This window comes from Kribbella sp. NPDC049174 (genome assembly GCF_043197365.1).
In the GTDB taxonomy this organism is placed as follows: Bacteria; Actinomycetota; Actinomycetes; order Propionibacteriales; family Kribbellaceae; genus Kribbella.
This window is the reverse complement of record NZ_JBICSZ010000002.1, coordinates 1009557-1033539: the sequence shown is the minus strand read 5'-3', so window position 1 is coordinate 1033539 and position 23983 is coordinate 1009557. Positions and strand designations below refer to the sequence as shown.

Sequence of the window (23983 nt, the reverse complement as noted above, 5' to 3'; positions counted from 1 at the left end):
GCCCCAGGAGTCACGCTTGTACCGTGGGCACAGGACACCCTGGAGAAGGAGCGTCGCGATGGGCCGGGCACTGATTGTGGTTGACGTGCAGAACGACTTCTGCGAGGGCGGGAGCCTGGCCGTCAGCGGTGGAGCGGACGTTGCGTTCCGGATCGGCGAACTGCTGCACAAGTGGTACGAGGCCGAGCCGGCGGACAAGCAGTACGAGTACGTCGTGGCCACCCGGGACCACCACATCGACCCGGGCGACCACTTCTCCGTCGAGCCCGACTTCGTTCACTCCTGGCCGCGGCACTGCGTGGCCGGCACCGACGGCGTCAGCTTCCACCCGAACATGGACCCGCAGCCGTTCGACGCGATCTTCGACAAGGGCGAGTACGCGGCCGCCTACTCGGGTTTCGAGGGCAAGTCCCACGGGGACGGCCGCGCGCTCGCCGACTGGCTACGCGACAAGGGCGTCACCGACGTCGACGTGTGCGGTATCGCCACCGACTACTGCGTCCGCGCGACCGCCCTCGACGCCCGGCAGGCAGGCTTCAGTACGACGGTCCTGACCGAGCTGACCGCGGGCGTCGCCCCGGGCACCACCGAGCAGGCGCTGTCCGAGCTCCGCGCCGCCGGCGTCACCCTCACCTGACCGGAGCCCCCGGGCCGAGCGGGATGCCCAGCGCCCACCAGGCAAGGAACAGCAGCGTCCAGGCGATCGTCATCGAGACCGCCAACGGGACCGTGTACGAGTCCAGCGTCCCCACGCCGGCGTCCTTCCGGTAACGCTGCAGGGACCCGAGCGCCATCACGAAGTACGGGCTCATCGGCGTGATCGCGGTCGAGCCCGAGTCGGCGATCCGGAACAACGCCTGGGTGGTCTCGGCCGGCACGTTCAGCAACAGCATCATCGGCACCAGGATCGGCGCGGTCAGCGACCACATCGCCGACCCGCTCGTCACCAGCACGTTGATCAGTGTCAGCAGCGCCACGATGCCGAGGAAGATCACGATCGTCGGCGCCCCGAGGTCGCCGAGCACCCGGGCCGACTCCGCCGAGAGCAGGTCCCCGATCCGGCTCCAGGAGAAGTAGGCCAGGAACTGCGCGATCGCGAAGAACAGCACCAGGACCGGCGCCATCTGCCTGATCCCTTCGGCCATCAGCTTCGGTACGTCGGCCGCCTGCTCGATCGCCTTCACGGTCACGCCGTACGCGATCCCGACCAGCCCGAACAGCACGGCGACCACCATTGCGATCCCGTCCAGGAACGGGGACTCGACGATGCTGCCGTTCTCGCCGCGCAGCGGTGAGCTCTGCGGCACCAGTACGGCGACTATCGCGGCGGCCGCGAGCAGGAACACGATCCCGGCCCGGCGCAGACCGGTCCGCTCGGCCGCCGACAGGTTCAACTGGTCCGGATCGTCACCAGGCGCGTCCGGGTCGGCGTCGAGGTCGGTCCGTTTGCTCAGCACCAGCCGGGTCACCAGCGTGATCACCAGCGCCAGCAGCACCGACGAGGCGATGTTGAAGAACCAGTTCGACAGCGGCGAGATGTAGGCGTCCGGGTCGACCGGCCGACCGCGCGGAAGGCGAGCCCGCCGAGCGGCACCAGGATGATGTACGCCGCGGCCGACGCGACATGCGCCATCGTGCCGGCGAACGCGACCGCGAACACCACCATCGAATGCGGTACCCGGGACACGCTGACCCGCATCACCGCCTGCAGGAACCCGGTCCGCTCGGCCAGCGCGACCCCCATGATCACGACCACGATCGTCACCATCGGCGGGAACTCGGCGAAGTTCGAGATCGCCGTCGACACCGCCATCTGCAGACCGTCACCGGACAGCAGGTTCTGCACCGCGACCGTCTTGCCGTCCTTCGGCACAGCATCAGCCGACGGCACGGACACGTCCAGCGCGGCCAGGATCGCGCTCACCACGGCGAGGATCGCGGACAGGATCCAGAACAACCAGAACGGATGCGGCTGCGCGTTGCCGACCCGCTCGATCACCGCCATCGCCCGGACCAGGCGTGGCAGCTCCTTCACGTCGGTGGTCGTCGCCATGTCATGACCTCAGCTTGTGTGCCTTGAAGAACGCACCGATCAGCTCATGCGCCTCGAACGTCTGGGTCACGTATCCCGGCCCGGACGACGCATCAGACCCGGGCCACGAGTGTCCGCCATCAGTCACAGCAACGTGTACGACGTCCGCCGCGCAACCCCTGTAGGTGTACTTCAGTACATCGTCACCCTGCTGCGAGACCCGTGGATCCGGGTCGCAGTGGTTGCGGACCGACCAGTCGCGGACCCAGGTCTGCACACTCGGCAGGTCGCGCTGACGTCTCCGCCGGACGGGATCGTGGTGTCGCCGGTGCCGTGGATATCGAGTACCGGGACCGGCCGGCTCGGCGCGCATCGCTTGCCCGGCTGGTAGAACGCACCCGCCACCGGAGCGATCGCGGCGATCCGGTCGGCCAGCTCGCAGGCGAGGATCGCGGTGAACCCGGCGCCGTTCGACTTGCCGGCCGCGTAGACGGCATCCGTGTCGACACAGAGCTCACCTTCCAGCTTGTCCAGCAGGTCGGCGGTGAACTTGACGTCGTCGACACCGGCAGCCGAGTACGGCGCTCCCTGCCACGCCTGCTTGTTCTCGTCACCGACGGCGGTGTACTTCTCCGGGACGTGCAGCCGGTAGGTGCGAGTGATACCACCGCTCACCACCTCGTAGTCGCCGGTGGACATTGCTTGCTTGCCGCAACCGGTACTGCGAGCAGCCGAAGCGACCGCGGTTGCCGAGGGCAACCCGATCGTCAACAGGCCGGCCGCGATCAGCAGCGCCGAGGGTTCGAGGGCGTGCGAGGTTCATCAGGGTGCCTCCTCAGGGGCAGGCGGCCTGCGGGCGGGCAGGCTCGCGCCTGGATCGGGCGGGATCCAGTGTGAAGGGGATTTGTGTCAGGCCGAGAGCAGGTCGTCGGCGAAGGCGGCTATGCGGTCGGCGGCCGTCTCGACCAGGAGTCGGCCGTCCTCGGCAGTGGCACGGCGGGGATCTCCCAGCACGCCACGCTTGTGATACGCGTCGAACCCGACGGACATGCGCGGCCCACGCGCCTGCCGGGACAGCCGGGCCGGTGTGGTCAGTTCGTCGAGCCTGGTGGCGCCGGGCTCCAGGCGGTCGGCCTGGACGAGTTCCGGGGCGAGGTACAGCAGTTGCGCGGTCTCGGCCTCGCCGGCGTGACCGTGGACCTCACTGACGTCCACGATCAGGTCGGACACCACAGAGGTGATCGGCGTCCAGGCGAAGGTGAGATCCTCGCGCACGTACTCCTGCGCGAGCACGGACAGCGCGGCGTTGTTGCCGCCGTGTCCGGTGACGACCAGGAACTGCCACCAGCCGTGTCCCCGCAGGCCGGCGATCACGTCCCGCATCACGTTCATGAAAGTTGCCGGGGACAACGTCACAGTCCCGGCGAAGGCCATGTGGTGCGGCGAGACGCCGTACGGGACGACCGGTGCGACGACGGCGCGACCGGCCAGCCGCTCGGCCACCAGTTCGGCGACGCCGACCGCCCGCACGGAGTCGGTGGCCATCGCCATCCCGCCGCCGTGCTGCTCCTGCGCCCCGACCGGGATGATCACCAGCGGCGAGCGCCGTACGGCCTCGGCCGCCTCGTCGGTCGTCATATCCGCCAGCCTCATGACAACTCCGGAAAGTCAGCAGCCTCGACAGCCTGGCGAATGTTGTCCAGATGCTCGCGGGTGAGGCGCTCGGCCCGCTCGGTGTCCTGCGCCCGGACCGCCGCCACGATCGCCTGGTGCTCGGTGTGATCGCGCTCGCGGTTGTCGTACAGCGCACGGATCTGCTGCTGCTCGCGGACCCGCACCTTCAGGAGGGAAGCCAAGACCTCCTGCAGCAGCGGGTTGCCGGACGCGGCCGCCAGCTCGACGTGGAAGTTCAAGGCGAACGGCGGACCGCCCGGCGGGATGAGCGCATTGGTGACCGCGGCCTCGAGCCGCTCCAGGTTCTCCGGCTGCCGAGCGGTGGCGGACTGGGCGGCGATGGCCGGCTCGATCACCAGGCGAGCGCTGATCAGCTGCAGCACCGACGCCTTGGTGATCGGCGGGCGGTGCGGGTTCGCCAGGACGACGTTGTTGATCGTCGGCCCGACGTACGTCCCGGAACCGTGCCGGAACTCCACCGCCCCGGTCGCCTCCAGCTTCCGCAGCGCCTCGCGGACCGTCGGCGTCGTGATCGCGAACCGCTTGGCCAACTCCCGGGCCGACGGAATCGCGTCCCCAGGACCCAGCCCGCCCGCCCGGATGATGTCGAGAATGGACTCGGTCAACCGGTCGGACAGGCTGGGTGGCGCCTCGCCAATTGAGTAACTCACAAACTGTCTAAATCACTTAGCCTTTCTGTTGGTCAAGGCCTCGTGCGAGTAGTTCTGCTCAGGCGGGTGGACCGCAGCGGCCCATAACGTGCTGCCGTGAAGCAACGCAGTCAGTCGGCCGCGGCCGCCCTCAGTGTCGTCAGCGCCCTCGGAATCGGACTCGGGGCCGGTGTGGTCACCGGAGTGGTCGTGGGGAAGGTGTCGTCACGGGGGTGCTCGTTCGACGAGGAGTGTCTGGCCTTCCTGGAAGGCGTGGCGTACGGCGTCTTCGCCGGTGGGGGTGTCGCGGCGATCGCCGTCGTCGTCCTCTCGATCCGCCTGCGGGCCGGAGCGATCTTCGGTGTCGGCGCCGCGGCAGCGCTCCTGTTGCTGCTGCGGGCGGTGTGGGGGCTCACGCTCGGGCAGGCTCACCTGTTCCTCTTCCTCGCCGCCGTCGTGTTCGCCGGCGCCGCCGTGGTCAACAGCTGCTACCGGTCCCAGCGTGACCAGCCGGTTGGAGGCGAACACCGGCAGTGGAGCCGGCCGACGCTCACGTCGGTCCTGATCGCGATCCTCTGTGTGGTGTTCGCCGGCCTTCCCGCCGGTGCGAAGCTGTTCAGTGTGCGGTCGGAGCAGGAGCGGATCGAATCCGTCGTCGAACGACCCCTGCAGACCGACCTGGACGGCACCTGGCCGTACAGCGTGGGCTACTCCAGCACCGGCATCGACTACTTGGTGTTCGAGCCGGTCTCCGATGGTTCCCGGATCGCGGACATCGAGGTCAGCATCCGCACCCTCGCCCCCGACCAGCGCCCGTGCACCGGCTTCGACGATCTGAGAGACGGTGCCGTCACGCAGTGCGCGGAGCTCGAACCGAACCTGTGGCAGGCCCGTGGTGCGCAGGGCGAGACCCGGTACTTCGTCCACGCGGAGGAACGCCAGTGGGCCTACGTCAGGTCCGGGACGTACGGCGGCGACGTCCAGCGGTGGCACGACGCCAGAGCCGAGCAGATCGCGCGCTCCCTGGAGCCGCGATCCGCCTGGCCACTGGCCGCGGACTCCGCCGACTGCGGCTTCTGCGAATGGCTCACCTGAGCCGGTCCAGGCGACGGGCTCAGGTGAGGTCAGCTCGGTGTCAGCGTTTGGGGGGTGCGGCGAACAGGACGACCTGCTTCGAATTCAGCGCGAAGGCCCCACCGACGATCCAGGTCGGCGGGACGGCCATCCGGGTCTCGGTCTGCCGGCCGGTGGTGACGCGGTACTCCGGGACCGTGTAGCCGCGCTGCTCGAGGATCTTCACCACCGCGCCGACCGTCATCCCGCCGTACTTCACGCCCTGCAGCGGCTCACCCTTGCCGTCGATCTGACCGGCGAGGGTGTACTTCTCCCCCGGCTTCGCGGCGCGGCCGATCGCCAGCTCGGCCTGGCCCTTGTAGTCGAGCGGGATGGTGAACTCGGGGACGCACGGATAGGTCGGCGGGGCGTCGCAACCGGCCGGATAAAGGGTTGTCTCGATGTTCTTCGCGCCCGGGCTGAAGACGGCCGCGAGGTGCCGGCCGACGGCGGACGGGGACGACGGGACCAGCCTGAGCTTGATGTCCAGGCCGTGGTCCTTGAACTCCTGGTTGAAGCGGGCCGAGTCCGCCTCGGGATCGACGATGCGGACCTTCAGGAACTTTCCTTCGGTGGTGAAGGACAGAGCCGGCCCGAGCGCCTCCTGCCGGGAGTCGCCCGGCAGCTGGACGACGGTGACCGCGACGGCCGCGATGACAGCGGCGGCAGCCAGCACCGGCACAAGCCGGCGGACCACCGGTCGGGACCGTCGAGTCCGAGCGCGGGCGGGAAAGGGGTCGGAGGCGGTGATGCTGCTGAGCAGCTCGGTGCGCGTCGTCTCGCTGACCGCACCGGCCGGATCGTCACCGGAGGTCGGGTCGAGCTGCCGGAGCAGGTCGAGAGTGTCTGGCTTGCTCATGCTTGTTCTCCTCGCGCGGGAACGGCCGTCGCGCGGCCGGAAGTGGAGTGGTCGATCAGCCGTTCGAGGCGGCGGCGAGCGCGGTGCAGGCGTACGGCGGCCGTGCCGCGGGAACACCCGAGGGCCGCGGCGATCTGAGCTGTGTCGAGCCCCTCCCACGCGACCAGCGACAGCAGTTCCCGGTCGGCGTCGGACAGTTGCCGGAACGCCTCGGCGGCGTACTGCAGCTCGAAGCTCGGCTCGGACACCGCCGTCATCGCCCGCAGGTCGTCACGCAGCTTGTCCGCCAAGCCGTGCCGCCGCGTCTCGCCCCGGCGGTGATTGGCCAGCACCCGCCGCGCGACGCCGTACAGCCACGGCAAAGCCTGGCCCTCCGGTACGTCGTCCAGTCGCCGCCAGGCGATCAGGAACGTCTCGGCCACCAGATCGGCCGCGTCGTCGCGGAGGTCGAGGCGGCGTACGACGTACCGCAGGACGGCGTCGTGGTGACAGGTGAACAGGTCCTCGAAGCGGACCAGGCGGAGGTCCGGGGGAGACTCGGACATCGGTCTGACCTCCCCAGACCCCAGCCGGGTCATCGTGAGTGATCGCGTCATACCCCGGTTTGTGTCCGGGTACGGCGGTTGATTACATCAACGGTTGACGATGATGGGGGCACCGCCGGAGACCAGCGACCAGTCGCCGGTGTGGAACGCGGACGGATCGACCGTCCCGGTGGCGATCACGTAGTCGATCATCAGCTGCCGGATCTCGACCTGCCGGTTGTACACGACCGGGGCCGTCTTGATGTGCGGGAAGTTGCCGCCGCCGGACTGGCGATAGTTGTTGACGGCCACGATGAACTGCTGGTCCGCCGCCACCGCGTCCCCGTCGTAGGTGAGATCGGTGATCCGCGAGCCGACCGGCTTGGCGATGTCGATCTTGTACGCGAGCGGCTTCGTCAGCCCGCCGAGGATGTCGTAGTTGTAGTCCGGCGTCCCGATCGGCGCGGTCGGCGTCGGCGCGTTGGTGACCTGGTCGGACGTGAACGGCCCGGTCCCGCTGATCAGCTTGAAGTACTGCGCGGAGAACTCCAGGTACTCGCGGACCTGCGTCCCCGTCATCGTCACGCCGAGCAGCGTGTTGTCGAAGACGTACAGCCCGGCGACGTCGCGGATCGAGACGTCACCGGCCGGGATCGCGGCCGCCCGGTTGAAGGGCGCCGCGATCGCCAGCACCGGCAGCGAGGCCTGCGGCGTGCCCACCAGGGCCTTCGCGACCGCGTCGGCCTGGATGAAGTTGACGAAGTCCAGCGCGGCGGTGTCCTCCCACGGAGCCGTCGCGGCCGACATCGCCTCCGTGCAGGTGCCGATCTTGGAGTTGACGTACTCGATCACCGTGTCGTGGTCCTGCTGCAGTGCGGCGACCACCTTCGGGTCGGCGTCGACGGTGTTCGCGTTCAGCACCTGGGCATGCCGGCCGACGACCTTCCACCGGCCGCGCTCCTTGCGCAGGTCGAGGTCGATCAGCGAGAGCCGCATCCCCCACTTGAGCGGCTCGGTCAGTACCGCCTGCTCGCCGGTCTCCTTGTTCGTGACCAGCCGCTCGGGGATCTCCTGGTGCGCGTGCCCGACCAGGACGGCGTCGATGCCGGGGACGGTCTCGACCATCAGGGCCGCGGCGTTCTCGGGCACCGGCAGGGCGTCGCCGTACGACGAGGACAGGTCCATCCCGGAGTGCACGGCGACGATCACCACGTCGGCACCGGCCTTGCGGACCCGCGGCACCCAGACCAACGCCTGCTCGACGACGCCGCCGAACTTGATCTTGTCCTCGACCACGGCCTTGTCCCAGATCGCGATCCCCGGGTTGGTCAGGCCGAGGATGCCGACGGTGATCGGCTTCTCGCCCGGCACGTGCACCCGCTTCAGCACGTACGGCGGGAAGACCGGCAGACCGGTGGTCCAGTCCTGGGCGTTCGCGCCGAGCAGCGGGAAGCCCAGTTGCCGCTGGAACTTCCGGATGATGTCGAGGCCGTAGTTGAACTCGTGGTTGCCCAGGGCCGCGGCGTCGTACCCGATCTCGTTCATCGCGGCGGCCATCGGGTGCAGGTGGCCGCCGGTGATGGGCTCGATCCTGGCGAAGTAGTACGACAGCGGGGTGCCCTGGATGGTGTCGCCGGCGTCCAGCAACAGGGGGCTGGGTGCGCGCCGGTCGGCGGCGACCCGGTCCCGGACCGCGGTGACCAGGGTGGAGACCTTGGCCAACCCGATGTCGTTGTGGGCGGAGTCGTCGTACTCGGCGTTCTTGAAGTAGTCCCAGTTGAAGACGTTGCCGTGCAGGTCGGTCGTCCCCATCACCGTCAGCCGGATGGTCTTCTCGTGTCCGGCGTACGCGGGAACCGTCTGGAATCCGGCCGCGGCCAGGGCGGCCGCGCCGCCGATCACTGTTCGTCTCGTCATCGTCGTCCGCTCACCGCTCATCCGTCCGCGTCACCGTGTCGGGTCGGGCCGGGATCGCCGGCCTGGACCGCACACGATACGGGCGACACGCGCCGACCCGATGCCCAGGTTGAACCGGGCGACACGAGAAGATGCCCGTCATGACCAGGCCGCCCGCCAAGTTTCTGCCGTTGGTCGCCGCCCTCCTCTGCGGTGCCGTTCTCGCCCAGGCCGCCGAACCGGCCGATGACCCGATCACCAGCGCTGCCCCTGTCGTCAAGGCATCGGCCCATGCGCCGCTGGCCATCCCGGCCGTCCGTCAGCCGGCCCCGGCCGGGCCGCGCAAGCAGCAACAACAGCGCCCGCGGCAGCAGCGCCGTACGTCGACCACGGCCACGCCGGACGACTGGAACCTGACCAAACACGGCAAGGTCCTCTACCTGACCTTCGACGACGGTCCGCAGCAGGAGTGGACGCCGAAGGTCCTGCAGGTACTGGCGAAACACCAGGCCAACGCGACGTTCTTCGTCCTCGGCCGGGAGGCGGCAGCGCATCCCGACCTGGTCGCGCTCACCCGGGCCGCCGGTCACCGGATCGGCAACCACACCTGGGACCACCCGATGCTGACCAAGCTCCCGGCGGCCAAGATGCGCCAGGAGATCCTGACCGGGGTGAGGTCGAAATGCTTCCGGCCGCCGTTCCGGGACACGAACGCGCACGTCGCGGCGGTCGCGGCGTCGTACCACCAGCGCGAGGTGCTCTGGGACGTCGACACCCTGGACTGGTCGAAGCCCGGTACGGCGAAGATCGAGCGAGCCATCCTGCAGGGAGCCCGGCCGGGCGCGATCATCCTGATGCACGACGGCGGCGGCAACCGCTCCGAAACCGTCGCCGCCCTGGACAGCGCGCTGACCAAGCTCACCCGCCAGGGTTACCGGTACGTCGCCCTGCCCTGCTAGCGAACTGCCTGCCCGTCAACTGACGCCGGCGCGGCCGCCGGAGAAGTGCTTCAGGGCTTGGTCGATGACGTGGACCGGTTGGTCGAGCGCCTTCACCAGGAACAGTCCGGTCGGACGGAGAAGCGGGTTCGGCTTGACCACAGTGCGGACCGCCGGCTGGTCCAGTCCGCGTACGCCGGCGGTCGTCGCACCCACGCCTGGAGCCAACTCGAGCTCCAGCGCGTACTGGCCGAAGAGCTTCTCCTGGCGGAACCCCTTCACCGTCGGCCACGGCAGGACGACCGGGTACGCCGCTCCCTCGCAGGCCAACTCGAGTGCCTTCGGGGACATCCGCATGGCGACCGGTTGCAGTTGGTTGGTGTCGTACCAGCGTTGCCGCTCGGCCTGGAGCCGGAGGACGAGGACCGTGCTGATGACCAGCGGAGCCATCGCCGCGATCAGCAGCAACGCGAACGGCCACAGACCCGCGCCCTGGAAGGCGATCAGCGCGTAGAGGGCGGCAATGATGCCGACTGCACCGATCGCCAGCGTCACCCACGCACCGCGCCGTTGCACCTTCCGGACGATCTCCCGCCGCCGCAGCAGCGCCTCACGGTCGATGCCCACGACAAATGACCCGTCCTCACTCACCGCCCCAGAATCCCACAGGATCCCGTCCAGCGTCGGGTCAGTCGCGGCGGCGGCCGGCCCAGGTCCAGGCGTAGACGCCGTCGTCGACCGCCGTACCACCCTCGCCGAGTTCCAGCGGGCGGAACGTGTCGACCATCACCGCGAGCTCCTCGAACCGCTCGGCACCGAGGGAGGCCTCGATCGCGGACGGCTGCGGACCGTGCGCGTAACCGCCCGGGTGCAGCGAGATCGAGCCGAGGCCGATACCCGAGCCCTTGCGCGCCTCGTAGTCGCCGCCGCAGTAGAACATCACCTCGTCGGAGTCGACGTTCGAGTGGTAGTACGGCACCGGCACCGACAGCGGGTGGTAGTCGACCTTCCGCGGTACGAAGTTGCAGACGACGAAGTTGTGCCCCTCGAACACCTGGTGCACCGGCGGCGGCTGGTGGATCCGCCCGGTGATCGGCTCGTAGTCGCTCACGTTGAACGTGTACGGGTACAGACACCCGTCCCACCCGACCACGTCGAACGGATGTGTCGCGTACGTCATCCGGCTGCCGACGATGCCACCGGGACCACTACCACGGTGCTTCACCAGCACCTCGACGTCATTGCCCTCCACAACCAACGGCTCGGCGGCCGCGTGCAGGTCCCGTTCGCAGTACGGCGCGTGCTCCAGGAACTGCCCGTACCGGGACAGATACCGCTTCGGCGGAGCGATGTGCGAGTTCGCCTCGATGCAGTAGGCGTGGACACCGTTCTCCCCCGGTAGCCAGCGATGCGTGGTCGCCCGCGGGATGATCACGTAGTCGCCCTCGACCGCGTTCAGTACGCCGAACACGGTCTCGACGGTGGCTGTGCCCTTCTCGACGTACACACACTCGTCACCGATGGCGTTGCGGTAGTACGGCGACGGCTGCTCGGCGACGACGTACGAGATCCGGACGTCACCGTTGCCGAGCACCAGCCGGCGGTCCTCCACCGCGTTGCTCTTCGATGTGTCGGCGAAGAGGTCATGCAGTTTCAGGTGCCGCGGCGTGAGCGGGTGGTTCGCGACGGTGGCGAGGTCGGGCAGCGCCCACACCTGCGAATCGACGATCGCGGACGGTACGCCGGCGTGGTAGAGCAGCGACGAGTCCGATGAGAACCCCTCCTCCCCCATCAGCTCCTCGTAGTACAGCCCGCCGTCCGGTTTCCGGAACTGTGTGTGCCGCTTCGGCGGAACCTGCCCGACCTGCCGGTAGAACGTCATTGCTCCTGCTCCAGGGTGTACGATAGTCGAACGCTTGCGTCCGCTTACCGAAAGCATCCGTTAGGCTCGGACCCATGTCAACCGTCCCTGCCCTGTTCCGGCACCTGGTCGACGACGCCGCGATGTTCCCGCCCGGGGATCTGCCCCTGACCGAGGCGGTCGCCGCGCACCGGGTGCATCGTCAGTCGGCGTACGCCGACCTGGTCGGATCGTTCGTCTGCACCGACGAGGACCTGATGAAGGTCGCCGCGGAGGCCGCCCGCACCGGCCCCGGCCCGCTCGAGGTCATGGTCGTCATCACCGGCGGCGCCGGCGGGATCGAGCCCGCGGTCCGGTACGGCGACCGATCCACCCACATCGAGGTGAAAGCGGTCGAGGTCCGGCTGCGGAACGAGGACGACCTGTCCCGCAACGCACTCCGGGTGGTCAGGGCCTGTGACGACTGCCTGGACGAGGAGAACGCGTTCGTCGAGGTCGGCCTGGACGGTGCCTGGGAGCGCGCTCTCGACGTGGTCGCCGACGCCGGGTACGCCGCCAAACTGCGGACCGGCGGGCTCGATGCGTCGTTGTTCCCGACGGAGGGCCAGGTCGCGGCGTTCATCACCGCGTGCCTGGACCGCGAGGTCGCCTTCAAGTGCACGGCCGGTCTGCACAACGCCGTCCGGCACACGGCGTCGGACACCGGTTTCGAGCATCACGGGTTCCTCAACGTGCTGCTCGCCACCCGGGCGTCCCTCGACGGCGCCTCGCTGGACGAGGTGGCCGCCGTACTGGCCTCGCGAGACGGAGACGCACTCGCCGCACGGGCCGGCGAGCTGACCGAGGACCAGGCGGCCGGCACCCGCCGGTGGTTCACCTCGTTCGGCTCCTGCAGCATCGAAGAACCCCGCCACGACCTCACCACGCTAAGGCTTCTGGAGACCGTGTGAGCAGCGCAGTGACCTGGATAGATCTGCCCGCGAACTCCCCGTTCGGGCCGGACAACCTGCCGCTCGGCGTGTTCCGGCTCGGCGACGAGGAGCCGCGGGTGGGCGCCGCGATCGGCGACCACATCATCGATCTCGCCCCGGTCGCGTCCGCGCAGATGCTGGACGGCTCGCAACTGTTCGCCCGGCCGTCGCTGAACGACTTCCTCGCCCACGGCCGCCCGGCCTGGCGCGCCACCCGGGACTGGCTGCTCGACCTGGTCCGCAACCCGAACGATCGGGACGCGGTCGAACCGCACCTGATCCCGCAGTCCGCGGTGACCATGCAACTCCCGTTCGCGGTCGGCGACTACGTCGACTTCTACGCCTCCGAGCACCACGCGACCAACCTCGGCCGGCTGTTCCGCCCCGACTCCGAACCGCTGCTGCCGAACTGGAAACACCTCCCGGTCGGCTACCACGGCCGCTCCGGCACGATCGTTGCCAGCGGCACCGATATCGTCCGCCCGTCGGGTCAGCGCAAGGCGCCGGACGCGACCGCTCCGACGTACGGTCCGTCACAGCGGCTCGACATCGAGGTCGAGCTCGGGTACGTCGTCGGTACGCCGTCGCAGTTGGGCAAGCCGATCCCGGTCGACGCGTTCGAGGAGCACGTGTACGGCGTGGTGCTGGTGAACGACTGGTCCGCCCGCGATCTGCAGGCCTGGGAGTACGTCCCGCTCGGGCCGTTCCTCGGCAAGTCGTTCGCCACCTCGATCTCACCCTGGGTGGTGTCGCTGGACGCGCTCGCGGCGTCCGCCGTACCGCTGCCGCCTCAGGACCCGCCGGTTCTGCCCTATCTGGCCGGCCAGAAGCTGCAGAACTACGACATCACCTTCGAGGTGCTGCTGAACGGTCATCGGGTGAGCTGCCCGCAGTACAAGGAGACCTACTGGTCGCCCGCCCAGATGCTCGCCCACATGACCGTCAACGGCGCGTCCGTCCGCACCGGCGACCTCTACGCCTCCGGCACCATCAGCGGCCCCGGGAAGGACCAGCGCGGCTCCTTCATCGAGCTCACCTGGGGCGGCCGCGAACCTCTCCTCCTCGACGGCAAGGAACACACCTTCCTCGAGGACGGCGACCAGGTCACCATCACCGCTTGGGCAACAGCCACCGACGGCACCCGCCTGGGCCTCGGGGAGGTCTCCGGAAAGATCATCCCCGGCTAACGCCACCCGCCCATCGAGGGCGCGGCCGCCCCCACCCCGCCGAGCCGAAGGCGAGGCTGATCTTGTTCATAACTGTTCGTTTCTCTTGACGAGTTAGCGGTTACGTGCGAACTTTCTGCGCATGAAACGTTCAGTGGGGTATGGGGTACTGGCTGTAGCGCTGGCTGCCGGTTTGCTGAGTGTGCCCGTGGGAGCGCACGCCGCCGGTGAGCTGACCCTGCGGTCGAACGACTTGACGGTCACCGTGGGAGCCGAATTCCCCCGCGTGATCCAGTACGTCGACAACGCGTCCGGCCAGTCGCTCGGCGGCCAACCGGACGCCATCTCGACCGTCACCATCGACGGCGTCGCGCGGACGGCTCACCTGGCCGCGCCGGCCACGGTCAGCGGCGGCACCGCGTCGTACAAACTGGCCTTCGACGCGCTCCCGGGAGTCGAACTCGACGCGAGTCTGAGCGTCGCCGGCCGGGTGACGACGTTCACGATCGACGCCGTCCGCGACACCGAAGCATCCCGGGTGCACACGATCGACATCCCCGACCATGACCTCGTCTCGGTCGCCAGCGGCAACGCCGGGGCGACCACCGCGTTCACCACGCTGGACCCTGACTCGACGCGAACCGCGGACAAGATCACGCCGATCACCTCGGCGACACCGGCCGAGCCCTCGGCGACCGGAGCGGCGTACGCGTTCGTGAACACCAGCGGGCTCGCGGCCGGGATCGAGTCGAACTCGGTCTACGACAAGCCGTCCGGCCAGTCCGTCGACGACGGCGCCCGGTTCTGGCACCGCGCCCGCAAGGCCGCCGACGGCAGTACGCGCGTCGGCGTCTGGAGCGGCCAATGGACCTACCGGGCCGACACGTCGCCGTACACGGAGCCTCTCCCCTGGGCGAAGGTGGTCGTCACCCCGGACGCGAACAAGGACAAGACCGTCGACTGGCAGGACGGCGCGATCGCGTTCCGCTCGATCATGACCGAGCCGAAGGGTGGCGACCAGGTCAAGGACCGCGTCGTCACGCACATCCCGTTCAACTTCGCCAGCCAGGCCACGCACCCGTTCCTGCGCACCCTCGACGACGTGAAGCGGATCTCGCTGGCCACCGACGGCCTCGGCCAGATGGCGGTGCTCAAGGGCTACGGCAGCGAGGGCCACGACTCGGCCCACCCGGACTACGGCGGCAACTACAACACCCGCGCCGGCGGACTCGCCGACCTCAACACCCTGCTGACGAAGGGCAAGAGCTGGAACGCCGCATTCGGTGTGCACGTGAACGCGACCGAGTCGTACCCGGAGGCGAATGCCTTCAGCGAGGTCTTGGTCGACAAGAACGCCAAGGGCTGGAACTGGCTCAACCAGAGCTACTACATCAAGCAGCGCCCTGATCTCGCCTCCGGCAACATCGTCAAGCGGTTCCAGCAGCTCCGCGACGAGACGGACAAGAACCTGCAGGAGCTGTACATCGACGTGTACTACCAGTCCGGCTGGCTCGCCGACGGCCTGACCCGGCAGCTCGCCGACCAGGGCTGGCAGATCGCGACCGAGTGGGCCGACCGGCACGAGCGCACCTCCCTGTGGTCGCACTGGGCCAACGACCTCGACTACGGCGGCGCGACCAACAAGGGCCTGAACAGCACCATCATCCGGTTCGTCCGCAACCACGAGAAGGACGTCTGGAACAACGACCCGATCCTCGGCCAGACCAGCCTGGTCGAGTTCGAGGGCTGGACCGGCGAGACCGACTGGAACGCCTTCTACGCCAACATCTGGCGGAAGAACCTGCCGGCCAAGTTCCTCCAGCAGCAGCAGATCACCGACTGGAACAGCACCGACATCAGCTTCACCGGCGGCGTCCGCGGCACGGTCGAGAACGGCAGTCGGACCGTGTACGTCGGCACCGCGAAGGTGCTCGACGGCGACAGGTACCTGCTGCCGTGGGACAACGACAAGAAGCTCTACCACTACAACCCGGCCGGCGGCGCCACCACCTGGCAGGTCCCGTCCTCCCTGTCCGGTGCCTCCAAGTTCGCGGTGTACAAGCTGACTGACACCGGCCGAGTCAAGGTCGCGACCGCACCCGTCCGCCATGGCGCCATCACGCTCGACGCGGCAGCCGGTCAGCCCTACGTCCTCTACCCCGACGCGGCGCCGGCGCCGAAACCTGCCGCGTGGGGCGAAGGCACTCACCTGCAGGACCCCGGCTTCAACGCCGGCAACCTCAACGCCTGGAACGTCAGCGGCTCCGCGAAGATCGACACCCTGGAGAACGGCCAGCACGTCGCGTCGCTGGGCACGCAGGCGTCCGCCCTCCGCCAGCGCATCACCGGTCTCACGCCGGGTCGCACCTACAGCGCCTCCGCGTGGATCGAGATCGAGCCCGGCAAGTCCCGCAAGACCACGGTGTCCGTCGACGGCGTGAGCAACACGATCACCCGGTCGACCGCGCAGAACATGGTTGCCTCGGACGACAAACACGACGCCTACTACCAGCGTGTCCGTGCCGTCTTCAATGCCAAGGGCAACAGCGCGAACCTTGTCATCGGAGCAGCCGCGGGGAACGTCAAGGTCCGGATCGACGACGTTCGCGTGGTCGAGACCGAGCGCCCGGCGGCCGGTCTGGTCGAGGACTTCGAGAATGTGGACCAAGGCTGGGGCCCGTTCGTGAAGGGGGATTCCGGTGGTGTCACCGACCCGCGGACCAGCCTGGCGAAGAAGCACGCGCCGTACACGCAGGCCGGCTGGAACGGGAAGCTGGTCGACGACGTACTCGACGGCGACTGGTCGCTGAAGTCCCACGAGGAGAACGAGGGCCTCGTCTACCGCACCGCGCCGTGGACGGTGAACTTCCAGCCGGGCCACAAGTACAAGGTCAGCTTCGACTACGCGAGTGGTCGTGCCGGGCAGTACGCCTGGGTGCAAGGCGTCGACCGGCCGGAGTCGGTGCAGGTGCCATCCTCAATTGAAGTCCGGGCGACACCGATCGGTGAGCACCGGACCAAGGCGACGTTCAGCCAGGAGTTCGTCGCCGGTTGCGGCGGCGACTACTGGGTCGGCCTGAGCAAGCTGTCCGGTGGCGGTGACCAGGCCGACTTCATCATGGACGACTTCGCCGTCACCGACCTCGGTCCGTCGTCCGAGGCGGCCGACTGCACGTCGATCGCGGTCTCCGGGGTGAACGGGCTGGTCTCCGGCGAAGCGAACACCCTCGTCACCACCTTCACCAACAACGATGTCGTTGCCGTCAACAACATCACGATGGCACTGGCCGCACCGGACGGCTGGACTGTCGCGGCGACGACACCGGCCACTCACGCAACGGTTGCCCCAGGCGCCAGTGTGACGACAAGCTGGGACGTGACACCGCCGGCCGGGACACCGGAGGGCAAGTACGTGCTGACGGCAACGGGTGGTCAGGCGACGATCACCACGGAGGCGACCGTCCTGCCGCCGGGGATCGTGCCGCAATCCCGGATCACGGTGGCCGACGTGAGCAGTGAGGACGTCGCCACCGGTGGTGCCGCGACCGAGGCACTGGACGGAAACCCCAGCACACTCTGGCATTCCGCCTGGTCCCAGGTCTCGCCACCGGCCGGATTCCCGCACCACATCACGCTCGACCTCGGATCGACGTACCAGGTCGACGGGTTCAGCTACCTGCCGCGGCAGAGTGGGACGAACGGGATGTTCAAGGGTTACGAGATCTACGTCAGCGCCGACGGGCAGACGTGGGGTACGCCGGTGGCGACCGGTGAGTTCCCGAACTCGACGGCCACCCAACGGGTGAGCTTCACCACCAAACCCGGGCGCTTCGTGAAGTTCGTCGGAACAAGTTCACTGAACGGCGCGGTCTTCGGATCGGCTGCCGAGCTGAACGTCTACGGCACTCGCTAGCCGGTGAAACGGCGCCACTTCCCGCCCCTTGGGAAGTGGCGCCGTTCGCTTGTCCTACTTGGTGATGGGCCGCGTTGGCCTGCAGGGGCGCCGGCGAACCCGACGTGAGGGAAGACGCGACCAGTCAACGAATAGTTGTGTTAGGACTCCGTCTCAGGTCCGGACGGGAGGACCAGACGGGCAAGGGCGCCGCCCCCGGGTGCTTCCCCGAAGGTCAGTTCGGCGCCGAGCACCTTCGCGTGACCGGCCGCGATGGTCAGGCCGAGACCGTGGCCGACACCGCGCTCGGCCATCCCGGACCGGAACCGACGTGGGCCCTCGGCAATCAACTCCTCCGGATAACCGTTGCCATAGTCAACCACCTCGACAGTCCGGCCGGAGACCGTGACCTCGATCGGAGGTTTGCCGTGCCGCAACCCGTTGACGATCAGGTTGGCCAGGATCCGCTCGATCCGGCGCGAGTCGGTCGACACCGTCACGTCCGGGCCGATCTGGTGGACCACCACACTGTCCGGGTCGAGCGACTGCTGCATCCGCAACCGACCGACAGCCGAGCCGACGAAGGCACCCAGCCCGACCAGCTCGAGATCCGCCTGCTCCACACCTGAGTCGAACCGCGCGATCTCGAGCAGGTCCTCGACCAGCCGCCGCAGCACCTTGGCCCGGTCCCGGACCAGCTCGCTCGGGCGGCCGGGTGGCAGCAACTCGGCGGCGGTGGTCAGCCCGGTCACCGGCGTCCGCAGGTCATGCGCGACGTCCGCGGTGAACCGGCGCTCGGCTTCCAGTTGGCCGCGCAGCGAACTGGCCATCGTGTCCAGGGCGTTCGCGAGCGACTGCACCTCGTCCTTGCCCTTGCCGATCGCCTCGGCCGCCGACGCGTCCAGGTCCCCGGCCGCGATCCGGCGCGCCGTACCCGCGACCGCGACGATCCGCTTCGAGAGGCTGCCGGCCAGGATCACGCTGACCAGGGCGACCAGGCCGACGGTGCCGATCCCGCCCAGGATGAGCGCCTTCCGGAGCGCGTTCATCGAGTCGTCGCTGGTGTCGTAGTCCTGCACGATCGACAGGATCTTGCCGTCCTTGACCCCGACCGCGGCCCACATCTTCGCGTTCGGCGACCCGGTCTTGAACGTCGCCCGCTTGCCCTGCAGCACCGCGTCCCGCAACTGCGGCGGCAGGTCCGGGTCGTCCAGCTTCGACCCGAACACCGGTACGCCGTCGCGGTCGTAGGCCGACGCGGCCAGCTGGATCCGCTCGTCGGCGAAACTCCGCGTCCGGTCCAGCCGGGCCGACTGGGCCTGGGTGTAGACGGCGACGCAGAGCACCAGGATCGCGAGCGAGGACACCAGCAGGAAGATCAGACCGAGCTTCCCGCGCAGTCCCACGTCAGTGCCCTCCGTCAGTCGATGTGCTTGCGTCGGAGGACACTATGCCCGCAGCTTGTACCCGAATCCGCGGACCGTCTCGATCCGGTCCGCGCCGATCTTGGTCCGCAACCGCTGCAGGTGGACGTCGACGAGCCGGCCGTCGCCGCCCCACTCGTAGTCCCAGACCCGCTGCAGCAGGGTGGACCGGCTGAGTACGACACCAGGGTTGTTGGCGAACTCGATCAGCAGCTTGAGCTCGGTCGGCGTGAGCTGGACGGTCGCACCACCCCGTCGTACCTCCAGCGCCTCCCGGTCCAGCTCCAGATCGCCGAACGACTCCACGCCCGATCCGGCCGCGGGAGCCGGTCGCTCCGGGTCGGCCACCGCACGCCGCATCACCGCGCGCAGCCGGGCCACCAGGACCTGGGTGTCGAAGGGTTTGGTCACATAGTCGTCGGCGCCCGCCTCCAGTCCGAGGACGACGTCGAGCGCGTCACCGCGGGCCGACACCATCACGATCGGGACCGTGCTGGTCTCGCGGATCCGGCGGCACACCGAGATCCCGTCCAGTCCGGGCAGCATGATGTCGAGCATCACCACATCCGGATGGATCTTCTCGAAACGCTCGATCGCCTCCAGGCCGTCTTCGGCCGTGGTCACGTCGTAGCCGTGCCGCTCGAGGGTCAACTGGGTTGCCTCACGGATCACCGCGTCGTCCTCGACCATGAGGATGCGCGCTGCCGGTTCTTCCGGTACCACCGAACTTCAGTCTCCCTTTTGGTCCGTCGAGCTCACCTTGGTCATCTGCCGGCCGTTCCAACGGTAGACCTCGGCCCGCCGACCTGACGGGCAGCAGACCTTGTCGTCGAGAGCGTAGACCTTCGACTCGACCACCAGATCGCCCTGCGGGCTGGCGTTGATCGTCGGCTGATCGACCTTCAAACTCCAAATCGGCCGCGGACCGGCCGGTTCGAGCGCGATCAGGAAGAAGCCGAAGACGTAGCCTTCCAAGGTGTGGATCAAGACGATCTGCTGAGGTGTTCCGTTGTGCATAACATCAACGGACTTACCCCTGCTCAGGCAACGCGAAATCACCGAGCATTTCACCAGCACGCGTCGGGAGATGTCCGGCAGGTGCTTGTCGGCGAGCAGTTTGAGCCGCACCTGGGCCAGGTCGACGGCCACCTCGGGCGTCCGTTTCGGCTCCGGCGCGACCCCTTCGGTGGTACCCATCACCGAAGGCGGGGAGGTCTCGGTGGCAGTGCTCGGCGCCGGGTCGGCGCCCTCGACCCGCAGGCCGCCGCCGTTCGCGCAGGCGGACAGGCCGACCAGTGCGATCAGCGTGACCAGGGCGGGGAGCATGGCACGACGTACCGCGGCAGGGGAGGCGGATCGCCACATGCGCATAGGGCGCCTCCTACCCTGCCTCATCGATTCCCCCGGGAGATTCAGACAACTACCTTCCATAGTGCTGGCCGGACGTCACATTCGACGGCCATGGACGTCGAATGGCCTCGGCAGTTCCGTTGCGGTTGGATCACAGCGCCCGATCGCCGCCGCCGTCGTTCCTCACTCCGCAACCACCTTGCCCGGATTCAGGATGTTGCCCGGATCCAGCGCGGCCTTGATCGCGCGGTGGACGTCGATCGCGACCGGGCCGATCTCCTCGGCCAGCCAGGCCCGCTTCAGTACGCCGACACCGTGCTCACCGGTGATCGTGCCGCCGAGCTCGAGACCGATCTCCATGATCCGGTCGAACGCCTGCTGCGCCCGCTCGGCCTGGCCGGGGTCGGAGGCGTCGAACACCACGGTCGGGTGCATGTTGCCGTCGCCGGCGTGCCCGAGCACACCGACGGTGATGTCGAGCTCGGTCGCGCACGCCTCGGTCATCCCGATGAACTCCGCCAGCCGGGAGCGGGGCACACAGACGTCGTCGATCATCGTCGTACCGAGCTGGTCGAGCGCGATCAGCGCCGCCCGCCGGGCCTCCAGCAGCAGCTCGCCCTCGGCCGGGTCGTCCGCCTCGATGCACTCGATCGCGCCGTGGTCGCGGCACAGCTTGGCCACCGCCGCGACATCGGCCGCGCCGGCCTCACCGCCCGCGTCCGACTGGGCCAGCAGCATCGCGGCCGCCTCGGTCGGCAGGTCCATCCGCTTGTACTGGTTCACCGCGGCGATCGTGGTCCGGTCCATGATCTCCAGCAGACTCAACGACACGCCGCTGCGGATGATCTCGGTGATCGCCTGACCGGCGGCGACACTCGTGTCGAACAGCGCCGCCATCGTCCGCGGCCGGGCCGCCTGCGGGCGCAGCGCCAGCGTCGCCTCGGTGATGATGCCGAGCGTGCCCTCGCTGCCGACGATCAGCTTGGTCAGGTCGTAACCCGCGACACCCTTGACGGTACGACGGCCGGTCCGCAGCACCCGTCCGTCGGCCAGGACCACTTCGAGCCCGAGCACGTAGTCCGTCGTCACGCCGTACTTCACGCAGCACAGGCCGCCGGAGTTCGTGGACAGGTTGCCGCCGATCGAGCAGAACTCCCAGCTGGACGGGTCCGGTGGGTAGAACAGTCCCTGCACGGCGACCGCGCGGGACAGGACGGCGTTGAACACCCCGGGCTGGGTGACGACGTACCGGTCGACCGGCTCGATCGCCAGGATCCGGTCCATCTTCTCCAGCGAGATCACGATGCAGCCGTCGAGCGCGTTCGCGGCCCCGGACAGCCCCGACCGGGCTCCCTGCGGTACGACGGGCACGCCCGCGCCGGCCGCGATCCGCACCGCGGCCTGCACGTGGGCCGTCTCCCGGGCCAGGACGACGGCGAGCGGCATCCCGGCCGGGCAGAACATCGCCCGGTCGTACCGGAAACTCTCCATCCGATCCGGGTCCGTCACCAACGCTTCCGGCGGCAACGCCTGCCGTAGCTGCTCGACAACGTCACTCATACGGTCGAGCCTAATGATTACCGAGCGGTTGTGCGCACGGCTGGGTGTCCGGATCAGGACAGGGTCGTCAGCGGGTGCGGGAGGTGGAGTTCTCCGAGATCTCCTCGTAGCCGCCGCCGTAGTTGTGGAACTCGCGGCCGATCGCGACGAAGGTGATACTGCCCGCGGTCGCCCTCACCTTCGGTGTCCGGCAGGTCCGCTGGCCCTTCACCACCGAGCCGTTGCCGCCGCTGCTGTCACAGCTGAGCACCCGCCCGTTGTTGGCCCCGCCGTACTGGACCAGGTAGGCGTTCGCCTTCGCGTTGGCCGGCATCGGCGACGCCATCGTGACCTCGGCCCAGTACTGGTAACAGTTGTCCCGGACGAGGCGGACCGTGCCCCAGCTGGGTGGTTTGTGGTCGCGCAGCATCGGTGCCGACGAGATGGACTTCGCACCCGAGCAGGCGGCGGCTTCGGCCGCCTGGGCCGGCGTCGCGGCGAGGGCGAACGCGCCCACCCCGGCCAGGCCCGCGGTGCTGAGCAGAATGCCCAGTGTCTTCATGACGAAACCCTTCCTGAATGTACGCCCCGACGCACATTCACCGGGCACACTACGCGAACAGCCCCTGCCCCAACAGTCATTCCGGTAATCGGACGGCGACACGCCGTATGCAGTTGCTCCCGGCAAGGTTTGCCCTGGGGGTAACCGCTTAACCGGCCACAGGCTGCTCAGGAGGTGCCGGGACACCTCCTGAGCAGCCGAAGGACTAAAGGTTGCCGCGGCGCTCTTGTTCGCGCTCGATGGCCTCGAACAGGGCCTTGAAGTTGCCCTTGCCGAAGCCGAGCGAGCCGTGCCGCTCGATCAGTTCGTAGAACACCGTCGGCCGGTCGCCGATCGGCTTGGTGAAGATCTGCAGCAGGTAGCCGTCCTCGTCGCGGTCGACGAGGATGCCGCGCGTCTTCAGCTCCTCGATCGACACCCGCACCTGGCCGATCCGGGCCCGCAGCTCCGGGTCGTCGTAGTACGAGTCCGGCGTGTTGAGGAACTCGACGCCGTTGGCCCGCATGATGTCGACGGTGCGCAGGATGTCGTTGGTCGCCAGTGCGATGTGCTGGGCGCCGGCGCCGTCGTAGAACTCCAGGAACTCATCGATCTGCGACTTCTTCTTCGCGATGGCCGGCTCGTTCAGCGGGAACTTGACCCGGTGATTGCCGTTGGCCACCACCTTGCTCATCAGCGCCGAGTAGTCGGTGGCGATGTCGTCGCCGATGAACTCCGCCATGTTCACGAAGCCCATCACCTTGTTGTAGAACCCGACCCACTCGTCCATCTTGCCGAGCTCGACGTTGCCGACCACGTGGTCGACCGCCTGGAACAGCCGCTTCGGGTGACCCTCGGGCCGGGTCACCTGGGTGGTCGCGGCAACGAACCCGGGCAGGTACGGACCGTTGTACCTGCTCCGGTCGATCAAGGTGTGCCGGGTGTCGCCGTACGCCGCGATCGCGGCCCGCCGGATGGTGCCGTGCTCGTCGGTGACGTCGTTCGGCTCCTCGAGGACGACGGCGCCCTGCGTGCGGGCGTGCTCGATGCACTTGTCCACGTCCGGGACCTCGAGCGCGAGGTCGGCCACGCCGTCGCCGTGCCGGCGGTGGTGGTCGAGCAGCGGGCTCTTCGGGCTGACCCCGCCGGTGATGACGAAGCGGGCCGAACCTGCCTTGAGCACGAACACCTTGTTGTCCTTGTTGCCCGTCTCGGGGCCGGAGTACGCGACCAGGTCCATCCCGAAGGCGAGCTGGTAGTACTTCGCGGTCTGGGTGGCGTTGCCGACCACGAAGACCACCGCGTCCATCGCGGTGACCGGGAACGGGTCGGTGCTCTCGTCGTACGGCACCAGGCCGACGAGCTGCTTCAACTGGTCGAGGTCGAGATCGGCGTCGAGCTCTGCGGGGGTGAGGTCGGTGCTGGTCATCGTGGTCCTCCCGATTCGGGTTCGTGCCGCTGAGCCTGTCGGAGGGGGGCAGATTGCGCAACAGTTCCATATTTCAGTGGGCAGGTTGTGCAGTATTGTGGGGTCGTTGCTGGACCATTTGGTC

At 68.5% G+C, this 23983-nt stretch carries 20 protein-coding genes and 1 pseudogene; 6 read left to right on the top strand and 15 right to left on the bottom strand.

What is annotated here, in order from left to right; genetic code table 11:
- The first annotated feature begins 58 nt into the window (after window positions 1-58).
- Window positions 59-637 carry a nicotinamidase gene (locus tag ACGFIF_RS15515; RefSeq protein WP_393154955.1) on the top strand — a complete coding sequence of 193 codons (579 nt, stop codon included), beginning with the start codon at window positions 59-61 and terminating at the stop codon, window positions 635-637.
- Here the strand turns inward: ACGFIF_RS15515 and ACGFIF_RS15510 are convergent.
- The 4 genes and pseudogenes from ACGFIF_RS15510 to ACGFIF_RS15495 all read right to left on the bottom strand — a co-directional run bounded on the left by ACGFIF_RS15510 (window position 630) and on the right by ACGFIF_RS15495 (window position 4377).
- Window positions 630-2005 (bottom strand): annotated as a pseudogene (locus tag ACGFIF_RS15510) (AbgT family transporter). The gene ACGFIF_RS15515 and the pseudogene ACGFIF_RS15510 sit on opposite strands and share 8 nt — an antisense overlap.
- 219 nt (window positions 2006-2224) lie before the next feature.
- The gene (locus ACGFIF_RS15505) at window positions 2225-2731 is read right to left on the bottom strand and encodes an alpha/beta hydrolase family esterase (RefSeq protein WP_393154954.1); all 507 of its coding nucleotides are present in this window, start codon (window positions 2729-2731) and stop codon (window positions 2225-2227) included.
- 210 nt (window positions 2732-2941) lie between these two features.
- A complete protein-coding gene (locus ACGFIF_RS15500) occupies window positions 2942-3685 on the bottom strand; it encodes a creatininase family protein (protein ID WP_393154953.1) in 744 nt (247 codons plus the stop codon).
- Window positions 3682-4377, bottom strand: a complete 696-nt coding sequence (locus tag ACGFIF_RS15495) for a FadR/GntR family transcriptional regulator (protein ID WP_393154952.1) — start codon at window positions 4375-4377, stop codon at window positions 3682-3684. The genes ACGFIF_RS15500 and ACGFIF_RS15495 overlap by 4 nt, the downstream gene beginning before the upstream one ends.
- A 96-nt stretch (window positions 4378-4473) precedes the next feature.
- Between ACGFIF_RS15495 and ACGFIF_RS15490 the strand changes: the two genes are divergently transcribed.
- The gene (locus ACGFIF_RS15490) at window positions 4474-5451 is read left to right on the top strand and encodes a hypothetical protein (protein WP_393154950.1); all 978 of its coding nucleotides are present in this window, start codon (window positions 4474-4476) and stop codon (window positions 5449-5451) included.
- A gap of 40 nt (window positions 5452-5491) precedes the next feature.
- On the opposite strand, the gene ACGFIF_RS15485 is transcribed toward ACGFIF_RS15490, so the two are convergent.
- From ACGFIF_RS15485 to ACGFIF_RS15475, 3 genes are all read right to left on the bottom strand, one after another.
- A complete protein-coding gene (locus tag ACGFIF_RS15485; RefSeq protein WP_393154949.1) occupies window positions 5492-6328 on the bottom strand; it encodes a hypothetical protein in 837 nt (278 codons plus the stop codon).
- The gene (locus ACGFIF_RS15480; protein WP_393154948.1) at window positions 6325-6873 is read right to left on the bottom strand and encodes an RNA polymerase sigma factor; all 549 of its coding nucleotides are present in this window, start codon (window positions 6871-6873) and stop codon (window positions 6325-6327) included. The genes ACGFIF_RS15485 and ACGFIF_RS15480 overlap by 4 nt, the downstream gene beginning before the upstream one ends.
- An 87-nt stretch (window positions 6874-6960) precedes the next feature.
- Complete coding sequence (locus ACGFIF_RS15475) at window positions 6961-8769, bottom strand: bifunctional metallophosphatase/5'-nucleotidase (RefSeq protein ID WP_393154946.1); 1809 nt, start codon at window positions 8767-8769, stop codon at window positions 6961-6963.
- Between the two features lie 140 nt (window positions 8770-8909).
- On the opposite strand from ACGFIF_RS15475, the gene ACGFIF_RS15470 reads away from it, so the two are divergent.
- A complete protein-coding gene (locus ACGFIF_RS15470; protein ID WP_393154944.1) occupies window positions 8910-9707 on the top strand; it encodes a polysaccharide deacetylase family protein in 798 nt (265 codons plus the stop codon).
- A gap of 15 nt (window positions 9708-9722) precedes the next feature.
- Here the strand turns inward: ACGFIF_RS15470 and ACGFIF_RS15465 are convergent, their stop codons facing one another.
- Together ACGFIF_RS15465 and ACGFIF_RS15460 are read right to left on the bottom strand one after the other, a co-directional pair.
- On the bottom strand, window positions 9723-10337 hold the full coding sequence (locus ACGFIF_RS15465) for a hypothetical protein (protein WP_393154942.1): 615 nt from the start codon (window positions 10335-10337) through the stop codon (window positions 9723-9725).
- 37 nt (window positions 10338-10374) lie between these two features.
- A complete protein-coding gene (locus tag ACGFIF_RS15460) occupies window positions 10375-11568 on the bottom strand; it encodes a homogentisate 1,2-dioxygenase (protein WP_393154940.1) in 1194 nt (397 codons plus the stop codon).
- Window positions 11569-11642: 74 nt separating this feature from the next.
- On the opposite strand from ACGFIF_RS15460, the gene ACGFIF_RS15455 reads away from it, so the two are divergent.
- The 3 genes from ACGFIF_RS15455 (at window position 11643) to ACGFIF_RS15445 (ending at window position 17597) form a co-directional block, all read left to right on the top strand.
- A complete protein-coding gene (locus ACGFIF_RS15455; protein WP_393154938.1) occupies window positions 11643-12497 on the top strand; it encodes a hypothetical protein in 855 nt (284 codons plus the stop codon).
- Window positions 12498-12505: 8 nt separating this feature from the next.
- Entirely contained in the window at window positions 12506-13705 is a 1200-nt protein-coding gene (fahA, locus tag ACGFIF_RS15450) for a fumarylacetoacetase (RefSeq protein WP_393155474.1), read from the top strand.
- Window positions 13706-13826: 121 nt separating this feature from the next.
- Window positions 13827-17597, top strand: a complete 3771-nt coding sequence (locus tag ACGFIF_RS15445) for an endo-alpha-N-acetylgalactosaminidase family protein (RefSeq protein ID WP_393154936.1) — start codon at window positions 13827-13829, stop codon at window positions 17595-17597.
- Window positions 17598-17737: 140 nt separating this feature from the next.
- Here the strand turns inward: ACGFIF_RS15445 and ACGFIF_RS15440 are convergent, their stop codons facing one another.
- From ACGFIF_RS15440 to hppD, 6 genes are all read right to left on the bottom strand, one after another.
- Complete coding sequence (locus ACGFIF_RS15440) at window positions 17738-18982, bottom strand: ATP-binding protein (RefSeq protein WP_393154934.1); 1245 nt, start codon at window positions 18980-18982, stop codon at window positions 17738-17740.
- Window positions 18983-19024: 42 nt separating this feature from the next.
- Complete coding sequence (gene cseB / locus ACGFIF_RS15435) at window positions 19025-19723, bottom strand: two-component system response regulator CseB (RefSeq protein WP_393154932.1); 699 nt, start codon at window positions 19721-19723, stop codon at window positions 19025-19027.
- A gap of 6 nt (window positions 19724-19729) precedes the next feature.
- Entirely contained in the window at window positions 19730-20326 is a 597-nt protein-coding gene (locus tag ACGFIF_RS15430) for a hypothetical protein (RefSeq protein WP_393154930.1), read from the bottom strand.
- Between the two features lie 207 nt (window positions 20327-20533).
- A complete protein-coding gene (locus ACGFIF_RS15425; protein ID WP_393154928.1) occupies window positions 20534-21910 on the bottom strand; it encodes an FAD-binding oxidoreductase in 1377 nt (458 codons plus the stop codon).
- 67 nt (window positions 21911-21977) lie between these two features.
- A complete protein-coding gene (locus ACGFIF_RS15420; RefSeq protein WP_393154927.1) occupies window positions 21978-22451 on the bottom strand; it encodes a hypothetical protein in 474 nt (157 codons plus the stop codon).
- Window positions 22452-22656: 205 nt separating this feature from the next.
- Window positions 22657-23859, bottom strand: a complete 1203-nt coding sequence (gene hppD, locus ACGFIF_RS15415; protein WP_393154925.1) for a 4-hydroxyphenylpyruvate dioxygenase — start codon at window positions 23857-23859, stop codon at window positions 22657-22659.
- Window positions 23860-23983 lie beyond the last annotated feature (124 nt).